Origin of the sequence: Clavibacter sp. VKM Ac-2873 (genome assembly GCF_015351075.1) — a bacterium.
Taxonomy (GTDB): Bacteria; Actinomycetota; Actinomycetes; order Actinomycetales; family Microbacteriaceae; genus Clavibacter.
The window spans coordinates 1,075,422-1,088,414 of sequence record NZ_JADKRS010000001.1; the positions used below are offsets into that span (position 1 = coordinate 1,075,422).

11 protein-coding genes are annotated in these 12,993 nt (G+C 70.6%); 2 read left to right on the forward strand and 9 right to left on the reverse strand.

What is annotated here, in order from left to right; genetic code table 11:
• Positions 1-51 precede the first annotated feature (51 nt).
• Positions 52-489, forward strand: a complete 438-nt coding sequence (locus tag ITJ44_RS04950) for a MarR family winged helix-turn-helix transcriptional regulator (protein ID WP_194633612.1) — start codon at positions 52-54, stop codon at positions 487-489.
• A 28-nt stretch (positions 490-517) separates the two neighbouring features.
• Here ITJ44_RS04950 and ITJ44_RS04955 read toward each other — a convergent pair whose 3' ends face one another.
• Both ITJ44_RS04955 and ITJ44_RS04960 read right to left on the reverse strand, forming a co-directional pair.
• Positions 518-1,084, reverse strand: coding sequence for a GNAT family N-acetyltransferase (locus tag ITJ44_RS04955; protein WP_194633613.1), 567 nt, complete (start codon positions 1,082-1,084; stop codon positions 518-520).
• Positions 1,081-2,586 (reverse strand): GH1 family beta-glucosidase, encoded by a 1,506-nt coding sequence (locus ITJ44_RS04960; protein WP_194633614.1) that lies wholly within the window; start codon positions 2,584-2,586, stop codon positions 1,081-1,083. Before ITJ44_RS04960 ends, ITJ44_RS04955 begins: the two co-directional genes overlap by 4 nt.
• A gap of 205 nt (positions 2,587-2,791) precedes the next feature.
• Here ITJ44_RS04960 and xylA point away from each other — a divergent pair, with 205 nt between their 5' ends.
• Complete coding sequence (xylA, locus tag ITJ44_RS04965) at positions 2,792-3,985, forward strand: xylose isomerase (RefSeq protein ID WP_194633615.1); 1,194 nt, start codon at positions 2,792-2,794, stop codon at positions 3,983-3,985.
• An 88-nt stretch (positions 3,986-4,073) separates the two neighbouring features.
• Here the strand turns inward: xylA and ITJ44_RS04970 are convergent, their stop codons facing one another.
• The 7 genes from ITJ44_RS04970 to araB form a co-directional block, all read right to left on the reverse strand.
• Entirely contained in the window at positions 4,074-4,673 is a 600-nt protein-coding gene (locus ITJ44_RS04970; protein ID WP_194633616.1) for a helix-turn-helix transcriptional regulator, read from the reverse strand.
• Between the two features lie 186 nt (positions 4,674-4,859).
• Positions 4,860-6,047: a multiple monosaccharide ABC transporter permease gene (mmsB, locus tag ITJ44_RS04975; protein ID WP_194633617.1), complete on the reverse strand. Its 1,188-nt coding sequence runs from the start codon at positions 6,045-6,047 to the stop codon at positions 4,860-4,862.
• Between the two features lie 5 nt (positions 6,048-6,052).
• Positions 6,053-7,582, reverse strand: a complete 1,530-nt coding sequence (mmsA, locus tag ITJ44_RS04980) for a multiple monosaccharide ABC transporter ATP-binding protein (protein ID WP_194633618.1) — start codon at positions 7,580-7,582, stop codon at positions 6,053-6,055.
• Between the two features lie 177 nt (positions 7,583-7,759).
• Positions 7,760-8,878 carry a sugar-binding protein gene (locus tag ITJ44_RS04985; RefSeq protein WP_194633619.1) on the reverse strand — a complete coding sequence of 373 codons (1,119 nt, stop codon included), beginning with the start codon at positions 8,876-8,878 and terminating at the stop codon, positions 7,760-7,762.
• A 76-nt stretch (positions 8,879-8,954) separates the two neighbouring features.
• Positions 8,955-10,472, reverse strand: a complete 1,518-nt coding sequence (gene araA / locus ITJ44_RS04990; protein WP_194633620.1) for an L-arabinose isomerase — start codon at positions 10,470-10,472, stop codon at positions 8,955-8,957.
• The gene (locus ITJ44_RS04995; protein ID WP_194633621.1) at positions 10,469-11,179 is read right to left on the reverse strand and encodes an L-ribulose-5-phosphate 4-epimerase; all 711 of its coding nucleotides are present in this window, start codon (positions 11,177-11,179) and stop codon (positions 10,469-10,471) included. Before ITJ44_RS04995 ends, araA begins: the two co-directional genes overlap by 4 nt.
• Positions 11,176-12,879 carry a ribulokinase gene (gene araB, locus ITJ44_RS05000; RefSeq protein WP_194633622.1) on the reverse strand — a complete coding sequence of 568 codons (1,704 nt, stop codon included), beginning with the start codon at positions 12,877-12,879 and terminating at the stop codon, positions 11,176-11,178. Before araB ends, ITJ44_RS04995 begins: the two co-directional genes overlap by 4 nt.
• Positions 12,880-12,993: the final 114 nt, after the last annotated feature.

The following is a 12,993-nucleotide window of genomic DNA, read 5'->3' on the forward strand; positions in this document are numbered from 1 at the left end:
GAAGGGATCAGGCCGTCGGGGGACGCGTCCCGCAGACGGCCAGGAGGACACATGACGGACCACGCCGGAGCGCTGCTCGACCGCGACATGGGACTGCTGCTCGCCGCCGCGTCCCGAGCGGTGATCTCGCTCTACCGGCCGTTGCTCAAGCCCTACCACCTCACCCACCCGCAGTACCTCGTCATGCTGGCCCTCCACGAGCAGGATCCCCGTCGCGCGGGCGACCTCAGCGACGCCGTGCAGCTCACGCCGGGCACCCTGTCGCCGCTGTTCAAGCGCCTCGAGCTCCTCGGCTACATCTCACGGCAGCGCGACCAGGCCGACGAGCGACGCCTCCTCATCGCCCTGACGGAGCGCGGGCGCGGCATCCTCCCCGACCTCCTGCGGGTCGCCGACAAGGTGCACGACGACGTCGTCCACCGCAGCGGGGCCGACTCCAGCGCGCAGGCGCGCCTGCGGAGCATGACCGAGCTGCTCCTCGAGGCCTGAGGCCCGACCCGGTCCGGTCGGGCGTCGCTCAGCGCGCCCCGTCGACCACCCGCTGCCAGAGCGTGTGGTCGCGCCAGGCGCCGTCGATCCGCAGGTACGCCGGGGCGACCCCGACGGCCGCGAACCCGGCGCGCGTGAGCACCTCCTCGGATCCGCCGTTCCCCACCAGCGTCGACGCCTCCAGCCGGTGCAGCCCGGCCGCGCGCGCGATGCGGACCGCCTCCCGGGCCGCGGCCGTCGCGAGGCCCCTGCCCTGCCGCTCCCGATCGATCCAGTAGCCGAGGCTCGCGCTCTGCGCCGCGCCGCGCTTCACCGCGAACAGGTCGCAGCGGCCGATGACGCGGTCGCCCTCGACGACGAGGTACGGCAGCCCGGATCCCGCCGCCCGCTCGGCGATGCGCCCCGCGAGCTGCGCGCGCTGCCCCGCGGATGTGAAGAACGCGTCCGTGCGCGCGGGCTCGTACGGCCGGAGGTGCTCCCGGTTGGCGCGGTACGCGGCGGCGAGCGCGGCGGCGTCGGTGATCCGCGCGGGTCGCATCACGACGCCGTCCGCGAGCACGGCGCGCTCGTCGGTGCCGGGCGGCGGCCCGCTCACGCCCCGGGGCGCACGCGGCGCTCGGGCCGCGCGTCGGGCGCCGGGATGGCGCGGTCGGCGATGAGCCGCGCGTACCAGAGCGCGCTGTCCTTCGGCGTCCGCTCCTGCGTCGCGTAGTCGACGTGCACGATGCCGAACCGCTTGGAGTACCCGTACGCCCACTCGAAGTTGTCGAGGAGCGACCACACCTGGTAGCCGCGGAGGTCGACGCCGCGCTCGATCGCGCGGTGGGCCGCGGCGAAGTGCCGGGACAGGTAGTCGATCCGCTCCGCGTCGTGCACGGCGCGCACGCCGTCGTCGTCCACGGTCACCTCGTCGTCGAACGCCGCCCCGTTCTCCGTCACCATGAGCGGCAGGTCGGGGAACTCCTCGTGCAGCGACACGAGCAGGTCCTCCAGCCCCTGCGGCTCGATGTTCCAGCCCATCGCCGTGTACGGGCCGGGCTGCTCCAGGAACTCGACGTCGTCGGTGCCGGGGAACGGCGTCGCGGCCACGTCGCCGTGGATGGAGGTGCCGCCGCCCGCGTCGGCGCCGTCCCGCATCCGCACCCGGCTGGTGTTGTAGTAGTTGACGCCCAGCAGGTGCAGCGGCTGGCGGATCAGCTCCGTGTCGCCCGGCAGCACGAACGCCCAGTCGGTGATGCCCGCGGTGTCCGCGAGCACGTCGGCCGGGTACTGGCCGTGCAGCAGCGGGTCGAGGAACACGCGGTTCCCCACGCCGTCCACCCGCCGCACGGCCTCGGGGCCCGTGTCGCCCTCCCCGCGGATCACATGCAGGTTCAGCGTGATGGAGAAGCGGGCGTCCGCGGGCACGACCTCCTGCAGCGCCCGGACCGCGAGGCCGTGGGCGAGGTTCAGGTGGTGCACGGCCCGGAACGCGTCCTCCGCGTCGGTGCGGCCCGGCGCGTGCACCCCGGCCGCGTAGCCGAGGTACGCCGAGCACCACGGCTCGTTCAGCGTGGTCCAGGTGCCGATGCGGTCGCCGAGCGCCTGGCCCATGATCCGCGCGTAGTCGGCGAACGCGTACGCGGTCTCCCGGTTCGCCCAGCCGCCCTCGTCCTCGAGCGCCTGCGGGAGGTCCCAGTGGTAGAGCGTCGCGATCGGCGTGATCCCCCGCGCCACCAGCCCGTCGACGAGCCGCCCGTAGAACGCGAGGCCCTCCGCGTTCGCGGGACCCCGACCGGTCGGTTGGATGCGCGGCCACGCGATCGAGAAGCGGTACGCCTCGAGGCCGAGCGCCTGCATCAGGTCGAGGTCGGACTCGAGCCGGTGGAAGTGGTCGTCGGCGACGTCGCCCGTGTCGCCGCCGAGCACCTTCCCGGGCGTGCGGCTGAACGTGTCCCAGATGGAGGCGCCGCGCCCACCCTCGTCGACCGCGCCCTCGATCTGGTATGCGGCGGTGGCGGACCCGAACAGGAAGCCGGGCGGGAACGCGAGCCCCTCCCTCCGGTCGTCGGCGGGGTCCCGGGGCGAGCCGGCTGCGGCGGGCGATGCGTCGGTCATGGCGTTCGGGGACCTCTCCGTCGGGTGGTGGCGGGCCGACGGATGCGCACGCGCGCGGTCGACGACGACCTCCTGCCATCCTGCCCGGGCCCCCGCGGCGCGTCCAGCCGACCTGCCCGGGCACCGTGTCGGCGTTGTGCCGACGGCCTGCTCCGGTTAGGTTGTAGTCAGCAACAAATCACCGACGACGCTGACAGGAGACACCATGGCGCTCACCCCCACCCGCGAGGACAAGTTCTCGTTCGGACTCTGGACCATCGGATACACCGGGGCCGACCCGTTCGGCGGCCCGACCCGCTCCGACCTCGACGTGGTCGAGGGCGTCGAGCGCATCTCGGAGCTGGGCGCCTACGGCCTCACCTTCCACGACGACGACCTCTTCGCCTTCGGATCCACCGACGCCGAACGCCAGACGCAGATCGACCGCCTGAAGGGCGCGCTCAGCGACACCGGCATCGTCGTCCCGATGGTCACCACCAACCTCTTCTCGGCCCCCGTCTTCAAGGACGGCGGCTTCACCTCCAACGACCGCGCCGTCCGCCGGTTCGCGATCCGCAAGGTCCTCCGCAACATCGACCTCGCCGCCGAGCTCGGCGCGCAGACGTTCGTGATGTGGGGCGGCCGCGAGGGCGCCGAGTACGACTCCGCCAAGGACGTCCGCGGCGCGCTCGAGCGCTACCGCGAGGCCGTGAACCTCCTCGGCGACTACGTCACCGACAAGGGCTACGACATCCGCTTCGCCATCGAGCCGAAGCCCAACGAGCCCCGCGGCGACATCCTCCTGCCGACCCTCGGCCACGCGCTCGCCTTCATCGAGACCCTCGAGCGCCCCGAGCTCGTCGGCGTAAACCCCGAGGTCGGCCACGAGCAGATGGCGGGACTCAACTTCACCGCCGGCATCATGCAGGCGCTGTACCAGGGCAAGCTCTTCCACATCGACCTCAACGGCCAGCGCGGCATCAAGTACGACCAGGACCTCGTCTTCGGCCACGGCGACCTGCAGAACGCGTTCTCGCTCGTCGACCTGCTGGAGAACGGCGGCGTGGGCGGCGGCCGCTCCTACGACGGCCCCCGTCACTTCGACTACAAGCCCAGCCGCACCGAGGACATCACGGGCGTGTGGGACTCCGCCGCCGCGAACATGCGCATGTACCTGCTCCTCAAGGAGCGCGCGCAGGCGTTCCGCGCCGACCCCGAGGTGCAGGAGGCGCTCGCGGCCGCCAAGGTGGGCGAGATCTACACGCCGACGCTCAACGAGGGCGAGTCGTACGACGACATCCTCGCCGACCGCTCCTCCTACGAGGACTTCGACGCCCCGTCGTACTTCGACGCCAAGGGCTTCGGCTTCGTCCGCCTCAACCAGCTGGCGCTCGAGCACCTGATGGGCGCGCGCTCCTAGCGCACCCGCACCCGCACGACGGAGGGCCCGGCATCCACGTGGATGCCGGGCCCTCCGTCGTCGTCGCGGCTGCCGTCTCGGGCAGGCGTCACCCGGGTGGGGCAGGCGCGGGGAAGAGGCGCTCGACCGGCGCGTCCACCTCCCGGGCGAGCGCGACCGCGAGATCGACGCCCGGCCGGTGGCGGCCGCCCTGGATCGCCCGGATCGTGCGCGTGCTGACCCCGACGCGCGCGGCGAGCTCCTCCTCGCCCAGGCGCCGACGGACCCGGTGCTCCGCCAGCCGGCACTCCATGCCTCCGCCGCGCTCGGACGCGCGACGGCCGGACGCACGCCGGACGGCCTCGTCCACGAGCGCCACGACCAGCACGGCGACCACGAGGAGCACGGGGCTCGTGGTCGAGCTGGCGACGAGCACGAGGACGGCCGTGGGCAGGATGACCAGCAGATCCCGGAACACCGTCGCGGCCGCCCGGGCCGCCTCCGCACGTTCGACGCCGTCCGCGGCGTCGCACCGCATCGCGATCTCACGTCGGCGTCGGATCAGCAGCTGCACGGGACCGGCCGAGGAGACGAACAGCGCGCTCGCGAGCAGCGGCCACGGCGGCCGGTGCTCCGACGCCGCCACGGAGACGACGACCGCCGTGATCGCCACGGCCGCGGCCGCCCACATCAGGATGATCCGTCTCACGTCATGCGCTCCCTCGGGCTGCCGGCGGTGCCACCGCCCGGCGAGGCAGCGCGGGGCGAGGGTACGCGCGGCGGCCGCCTGCCGCCCCCGGCCCCCCACACCCGCACGGCCGAGGGGCCCGGCATCCTCTCGGATGCCGGGCCCCTCGTGCGCGTCAGCGCGGGTCGTGCGGGTCGCGCAGGTGGATCAGGTCGCGGACTTGGATCCCCGGCTCTTGTTGAACACGTCGAACGCGACGGCCAGCAGGAGCACGAGGCCCTTGATGAGCTGCTGGTACTCCGTGCCGAGGCCGAGCAGCGACATGCCGTTGTTGAGCACGCCCATGATCAGACCACCGACCATCGCACCGGTCACGGTGCCGATGCCGCCCGTGACGGCCGCGCCGCCGATGAACACCGCGGCGATCGCGTCGAGCTCGAAGCCGTTGCCGGCCGCGGGGAGCGCCGAGTTGCTGCGGGCCGTGAAGGCGATGCCCGCGAGGGCGGCCAGGAAGCCCATGTTCACGAAGAGCAGGAAGTCGACGCGCTTCGTGTTGATGCCGGACAGCTGCGCCGCGTTGAGGTTGCCGCCTCGGGCGTAGATGTGGCGCCCGAAGATGCTGCGGTTCATCACCGCGGTGTACACGAGCACGAGCACCGCGAGGATGACCAGCACGATCGGCGTGCCCTGGTAGCTGGCGAGGAGGTACGTGATGCCGAGCACGAGGATCGCGATGGTGGCGAGCTTCGTGATGAACCAGGCGAAGGGCTCGTCCTCCAGGTTGAGCTTCACTCGCGCACGGCGCTCGCGCACCGCGGAGAGCACGAGGAACACCGCGGCCAGCACGCCCAGCGTGACGGTGATCCACTCGAGGTAGGACGTGCCACCGGAGGGGTCGGGCAGGAAGCCGGCGCCGACGGACACGTACTCGTCGGGGAACGGCGTGATCGGGCGGTTCTGCAGGACGATCTGCGCGAGGCCGCGGAACGTCAGCATGCCCGCCAAGGTCACGATGAACGCGGGGATGCCGACGTACGCCACCCAGAAGCCCTGCCACGCGCCGATGAGGCCGCCGATCACGAGGCTCAGGATGATGGAGACGTACCAGGGCAGACCCCAGTTCACGGCGAACACTCCGGACACGGCGCCGATGAGGGCCACGACGGAGCCGACCGACAGGTCGATGTGGCCGGCGATGATGATCATCACCATGCCGATCGCGAGGATCAGGATGTAGGCGTTCTGTACGACGATGCTCGTGACGTTGCGGGGCTCGAGGAGCGTCCCGTTCGTGAGGATCTGGAACAGCACCACGATGGCGATCAGCGCGATGAAGATGCCGATCTGCCTGAGGCGACTGACGAGGAAACCCGCCACACTGCTGAGACTGGACATGGTGACTATTCCTTTTCCTTGGTCATGTAGGTCATGAGGCTCTCGGGGGTCGCCTCGGCGATCGGCAGCTGGCCCGTGATCCGCCCGGCGGAGAGGGCGTAGATCCGGTCGCAGATGCCGAGCAGCTCGGGCAGCTCGCTGGAGATGACGATGACGGCCTTCCCCTGCGCGGCGAGCGCGTTGATGATCGTGTAGATCTCGTACTTGGCGCCGACGTCGATGCCGCGCGTGGGCTCGTCGAGGATGAGCACGTCCGGGTCGGAGAACATCCACTTGGAGAGGACGACCTTCTGCTGGTTGCCGCCGGAGAGCTTCCCGGTGATGGCGCCCACGCTCGGAGCCTTGATGTTCATCGACGTGCGATAGCCGTCGGCCACCACGTACTCCTGGTTCGCGTCGACCCAGCCCGCCTTCGCGAGCTTCTCGAGCGCGGCGCCGGAGACGTTGCGCTTGATGTCGTCGATGAGGTTCAGGCCGTAGTGCTTGCGGTCCTCGGTGGCGTACGCGAGGCCGTTCTTGATGGCCTCGCCCACCGTGCGGGCGGTGATCTCCTTGCCGCGCTTGTAGAGCTTGCCGGAGATGTTGGAGCCGTAGGAGCGGCCGAAGACGCTCATCGCGAGCTCCGTGCGACCCGCGCCCATGAGGCCGGCGATGCCGACGACCTCGCCCGCGCGGACGTTGAGGTTGGCGTGGTCGACGATCACACGGGAGTGCTCCTGCGGGTGATGGACCGTCCAGTCCTCGATGCGGAGGACCTCCTCGCCGATGTCCGGAGTGCGGTCCGGGTAGCGGCTCTGCAGGTCGCGGCCCACCATGCCCTTGATGATGCGCTCCTCGCTGATGGAGTCGCGCTCGAGGTCGAGGGTCTCGATGGTCTTGCCGTCGCGGATGATCGTCACGGCGTCGGCGATCGTCTTGATCTCGTTCAGCTTGTGGCTGATGATGATGCTCGTGATGCCCTGGCCCTTGAGGTGCTTGATCAGGTCGAGCAGGTGGGCCGAGTCCTCGTCGTTGAGCGCCGCGGTGGGCTCGTCGAGGATGAGGAGCTTCACCTCCTTGGAGAGGGCCTTCGCGATCTCCACGAGCTGCTGCTTGCCCACGCCGATGTCGGCGATCTTGGTGGCCGGGTTGTCGCTCAGCCCGACGCGGGCGAGGAGCTTGGCGGCCTCGACGTTGGTGGCGTTCCAGTCGATGAAGCCGCCCTTGGAGATCTCGTTGCCGAGGAAGATGTTCTCCGCGATGGAGAGGTAGGGGCTCAGCGCGAGCTCCTGGTGGATGATCACCACGCCCGACTTCTCGCTGTCGCGGATGTTGGAGAACTTGACGACCTCGTTCTCGAGGACGATATCGCCGTCGTACGAGCCGGCCGGGTACACGCCGGAGAGGACCTTCATCAGGGTCGACTTCCCCGCGCCGTTCTCGCCGCAGATCGCGTGGCACGTGCCGCGCGTGACCTCGAGGGTGACGTCCTGCAGCGCCTTGACGCCGGGGAACGTCTTGGTGATGCCGCGCATCTCGAGAATGTGGTTGGCCATGGCCTGCCTCACTTGTGTGGATGGTGGTGCCGGGTGCCCGGCGGTGATGCGGGGCGGCGCGCGCGGCGCCACCCGGAGGCGGGCCGGCCGTGGTGCACGGCCGGCCCGAACCCGGTGGTGGCCGGTCGACGCGAGCGTCGACCGGCCGGTGCGCCGCCGGAGCGGCGCGGGTGAGGGCTACTCGCCCTTGTCGATCTCGTCCTGCGTGTAGTAGCCGCTGTCCACGATGACCTCGACGAGGTTGTCCTTCGTCACGGTCACGGGGGCGAACTGCTTGGTCGGGACGTCCTTCACCTTGTTGTTGTAGGTGTCGGGCGCGTCCGGGGTGCCGCCGGTGAGCAGGTCGTCGACCATCGTGACGGCCTCCTTGCCGAGCAGGCGCGTGTCCTTGAAGATCGTCGAGTACTGGACGCCGTCGAGGATGAGCTTGTCGGACGCCTTCTCGCCGTCCTGGCCCGTGATGATCGGCATGGGGCTGGTCGAGCCGAGCGCCGTGATGATGCCGCGCGAGAGGCCGTCGTACGGCGACAGGATGCCGTCCGGGACCTTGCCGCCGCTGTAGCTGCCCGAGAGCAGGTTCTCCATGCGGGCCTGGGCGCCCTCCTGCTTCCACTGCTGGATCGCGACCTGGCTGAAGTCCGACTGGCCGGAGCCGATCGTGATCTGCCCGGACTCGAGGAACGGCTTCAGGACGCTCATCGCGCCGTCGTAGAAGAACTGCGCGTTGTTGTCGTCCGGGCTGCCGGCGAAGATCTCGATGGTCTTCTTCTCGGTGCTGCCGGTGGCCTTGCCGTCGGCGTCCACGAGGCCCATGCCCTGCAGGAGCGAGTTGCCCTGGAGCACGCCGACCTGCTGGTTGTCGAACGTCGTGTAGTAGTCGACGTCCGAGGTGCCGTTGATCAGGCGGTCGTATGCGATGACCTTGACGCCGTCGTCGGCCGCGGTCTTGAGGACCTGGGTCAGCGCGGTGCCGTCGATCGACGCGACGATGAGCGCCTTGGCGCCCTTGTTGAGCATGGTCTCGATCTGCGAGATCTGGTCCTGCACCTTGTCGTTCGCGTACTGCAGGTCGACCTTGTAGCCGAGCTTGGTGAGCTGGTCGTTGACGTTGTTGCCGTCGTCGACCCAGCGCTCGCTCGTCTTGGTGGGCATGGCGACGCCGACGAGGGCGCCCTTGTTGTCCTCGGTGCCGCCGGCGCTGCCGCCGCGGCCTCCGCCGCCGCCGCTGGAGCAGGCGGCGAGCGAGACGGCGATGCTCGTGGCGGCGATGCCGACGAGGACCTTCTTCATCTTCACGGTCGTGTCCTTTCGTACTGCTGCTGTGAGGCGCTCGCCCGGCTTCTGCGCCGGACCAGCACCCCTGGTGTGGGTGTTACAGGCCCTGGGCCAGGCGGTGGTACGCCTGGTTCCAGCGGACTTCCTTGGTGAAACCCTTGAGGGTCGTGTCCTCGTCGATGACGAGGAGCTCGGTGCGCGCGATCTCGGCGAAGTCCTCGAAGACCTCGACGCCGACCTGCGTGCTCATGACCGTGTGGTGGGCGGCCCCGGCGGTGAGCCAGGCCGCGGCGCTCGTCGCGAGATCCGGTGCGGGCTTCCACACGGCACGGGCGACGGGCAGGTTGGGGAGCGGCTCGTCGAGCGGGACGACCTCCACGACGTTCGCGACGATGCGGAAGCGGTCGCGCATGTCCGACATGGCGACGACGACCGCGGGGCCGGGGTCGGTGTCGAAGACGAGGCGCACCGGGTCCTCGCGGCCCCCGATGCCGAGCGGGTGGATCTCGAGGCTCGGTCGGCCGGTCGTGAGCGTGGGGCAGATCTCGAGCATGTGAGCGCCCAGGATCTTCTCCTCGCCGGGGACGAGGTGGTACGTGTAGTCCTCCATGAGGCTCGCGCCCCCGGGGAGCCCGGCGCCCATGACCTTGGCCGCGCGGATCAGCACGGCCGTCTTCCAGTCGCCCTCGGCGCCGAAGCCGTAGCCCTCGGCCATGAGCCGCTGGACGGCCAGGCCGGGGAGCTGACGGAGGCCGCCGAGGTCCTCGAAGCTCGTGGTGAAGGCGCCGAAGCCGCCCTCCTCGAGGAAGGAGCGGAGCCCGACCTCGATGGCCGCGCCGTAGCGGAGCGACTCGTGGCGCTCCCCGCCGCGCCGCAGCTCGGGCTGGATGTCGTAGAGGCGCTCGTACTCGTCGACCAGCGCGTCGATCTCGGCGTCGGTCGCCGCGTCCACCCGCTCGACGAGGTCGTTGACGCCCCACGTGTTGACCGAGACGCCGAACTTGAGCTCGGCCTCCGTCTTGTCGCCCTCGGTGACCGCGACGTTGCGCATGTTGTCGCCGAAGCGGGCGACCTTGAGCTCGTGCACGGCGGCCCAGCCGGCGGCGGCGCGCATCCACGTGCCGATGCTCTCGCGGACCGACGCGGTGCTCACGTGGCCGACGACCGTCTTGCGGACGACGCCGAGGCGCGACTGGATGTAGCCGAACTCGCGGTCGCCGTGCGCGGCCTGGTTGAGGTTCATGAAGTCCATGTCGATGCTGCTCCACGGCAGCGCGACGTTGGCCTGCGTGTGCAGGTGGAGGAAGGGCTTCTGCAGGGCGTCGAGGCCCTGGATCCACATCTTCGCGGGGCTGAACGTGTGCATCCACGCGATGAGGCCGATGGTGCGATCGCTCGCGTTGGCCTCGAGGGCCATGCGGCGGATGCTGTCGGAGTCCTTGAGGACGGGCTTCCAGACGACGCGGACGGGGACGTCCGACGCCTCCTCGAGCTGCCGGGCGATCTCCTGCGACTGCTCGGCGACCTGCTGGAGCGTCTCCTCGCCGTACAGGTTCTGGCTGCCGGTGAGGAACCAGACCTCGTAGTGGTCGAGGGAGGTGGTGATGCGGCTCACTTCAGGGCTCCTTGGGGTGCTTGTCCGTAGACGTTCTGGTAGCGGTCGAACAGCGAGTCGACGGCTGCGGCGGGGAGGGGCGCGGGCTCGCCGAGCTGGCGGGAGATGTGCACGGTGCGCGCCACGTCCTCGACCATCACGGCCGCCTTCACGGCGTCCTTCGCGTCCTTGCCGATGGTGAACGGCCCGTGGCCGGCCATCAGGACGGCGCGGGAGCGGTGCCCGGTGAGCGTCTCGACGATCCCGCGGCCGATGGAGTCGTCGCCGATGATCGCGAACGGGCCGACGGGGATCTCCCCGCCGAACTCGTCGGCCATCGCGGTGATGACGCAGGGGATGGGCTCACGCCTCGCCGCCCACGCCACCGCGTAGGTGGAGTGCGTGTGGACCACGCCGCCCACCTCGGGCATGTTGCGGTAGACGTACGCGTGCGCCGCCGTGTCGCTCGAGGGGGCGTTGCGGGAGCCGGGGGTGTCCGGGATCACGTTGCCGTCGAGGTCGCAGAGGATCATGTTCTCGGGGCTGAGGTCGTCGTAGGCGACGCCCGACGGCTTGATGACGAAGAGGTCGGCGCCGGGGACGCGGCCGGAGACGTTGCCGCCGGTCCAGACCACGAGGCCGTAGCGCACGAGCTCGCCGTGCAGGCGGGAGACCTCGGAGCGGACGCGGGCGACCGCGACCTCGATCTCGGGGGCGAAGCCGCTCACGCGCGGGCCTCCCTCTTCAGCGACTTGAGGCGCTTCATGACGTCGTTGGCGCCGCGGCCGAAGTGGTCGTGGAGCGTCGAGTACTCCTCGTAGAGGCGGTCGTAGGCGAGCGCGCGCTCCTCGCTCGGCTGGTACCTGCCGCGCTCGACCTTGCCCATCGCGTCACCCGCGACGCGGACGTCCGGGTAGGCGCCCGCGGCGACCGCCGCGTGGATGGCGGATCCGAGGGCCGGTCCCTGCTCGCTCGTGATGACCGAGATGGGGAGCCGGAGGATGTCGCTGTACGCCTGCATGAGGAACGCGTTCTTCAGCAGGCCTCCCGCGACGATGAACTCCGTGACGGGGACGCCCGACGCGGCGAACGTCTCCACGATCTTGCGGGTGCCGAACGCGGTGGCCTCGAGCAGCGCCCGGTAGACCTCCTCGGTGCGCGTGGTGAGCGTCGTGCCGATGACGAGGCCGGACAGCTCGTGGTCGACGAGCACCGAGCGGTTGCCGGAGTGCCAGTCGAGCGCGACGAGGCCGTGCCCGCCGACGGGCTGGTCGGCCGCGAGGTCCGTGAGGTGCTGGTGCACGCTCGTGCCGGCGGCCGCGGCCTCCTCGGCGTAGCGCGCGGGCACCTGGTTCTTGACGTACCAGGCGAAGATGTCGCCGACGCCGGACTGGCCGGCCTCGTAGCCGTAGAGCCCGGAGACGATGCCGCCGTCGACCACGCCGCACATGCCGGGGACCTCGGTGAGCACGTCGCTGTTCATGACGTGGCACGTGCTCGTACCCATGATCGCGACCATCTGGCCGGGTTCGACGGCGCGGGCGACGGGGGCGGTGACGTGCGCGTCGACGTTGCCGACCGCGACGGCGATGCCCTCGGGCAGGCCCGTCCAGGCGGCGGCCTCGGCGGAGAGCGTGCCGGCGGCGGATCCGAGCTGGCCGATCTCGTGCGCCACCTTCTCCTCCGCGAAGGACGCGAAGTCGGGGTTGAGCGCGCCGAGGAACTCAGCGGTCGGGTACTCGCCGTCCTGCAGGATGCCCTTGTAGCCGGCGGTGCAGGCGTTGCGGACGTAGCGGCCGGTGAGCTGCCAGACGATCCAGTCGGCCGCCTCGACCCAGTGCTCCATGAGGCCGTACAGCTCCGGGTCCTCCTCGAGCAGCTGGAGGCCCTTGGCGAACTCCCACTCGCTGGATATGAGGCCGCCGTAGCGGGCCAGCCACTTCTCGCCGCGCTCCTCGGCCAGCGCGTTGATGCGGTCGGCGTGCGACTGCGCGGCGTGGTGCTTCCAGAGCTTGACGTACGCGTGGGGGCGGTCGGCGTATCCCTCGACCTCGTTGAGCGGGGTGCCGTCGGCGAGGGTGGGGACCATGGTGCACGCGGTGAAGTCGGTGCCGATGCCGATGACGCGCGCGGGGTCGATGCCGGCCTCGCGGATGGCGGCGGGGACGGCCTGCTTGAGCACGTCGACGTAGTCGCTCGGGACCTGGAGGGCCCACTCGGGCGGCAGCTGCGCGCCGGTCTCGGCGAGCGTGTCGTCCATCACCGCGTGCGGGTAGTCCAGGACGCCGGAGCCCAGCTCGACGCCGTCCGAGACGCGCACCACGACCGCGCGGCCGGAGAGGGTGCCGTAGTCGACCCCGATGACGTAGCTCTCGGCCTCCGAGCCGGGCTGTGCCTCGGCTGCGGTGCTCGCGGGGGCGCTGGGCACGGGATCGACTCCTTCGTCTGGTGCAGGGCGATCCGGGAAGACCACCCGCGATGTGAACGGTCACATCAGCGGATGTCACTCTACACACGCGCGGGATCGACCTGTCAACCGGAG

Excerpts from the sequence above, each read along its gene's own strand:
- ITJ44_RS04950 (WP_194633612.1), top strand. The coding sequence starts at position 52 with ATGACGGACCACGCCGGAGCGCTGCTCGACCGCGACATGGGACTGCTG.
- ITJ44_RS04960 (WP_194633614.1), bottom strand. The coding sequence starts at position 2,586 with ATGACCGACGCATCGCCCGCCGCAGCCGGCTCGCCCCGGGACCCCGCC.
- xylA (WP_194633615.1), top strand. The coding sequence starts at position 2,792 with ATGGCGCTCACCCCCACCCGCGAGGACAAGTTCTCGTTCGGACTCTGG.
- mmsB (WP_194633617.1), bottom strand. The coding sequence starts at position 6,047 with ATGTCCAGTCTCAGCAGTGTGGCGGGTTTCCTCGTCAGTCGCCTCAGG.
- mmsA (WP_194633618.1), bottom strand. The coding sequence starts at position 7,582 with ATGGCCAACCACATTCTCGAGATGCGCGGCATCACCAAGACGTTCCCC.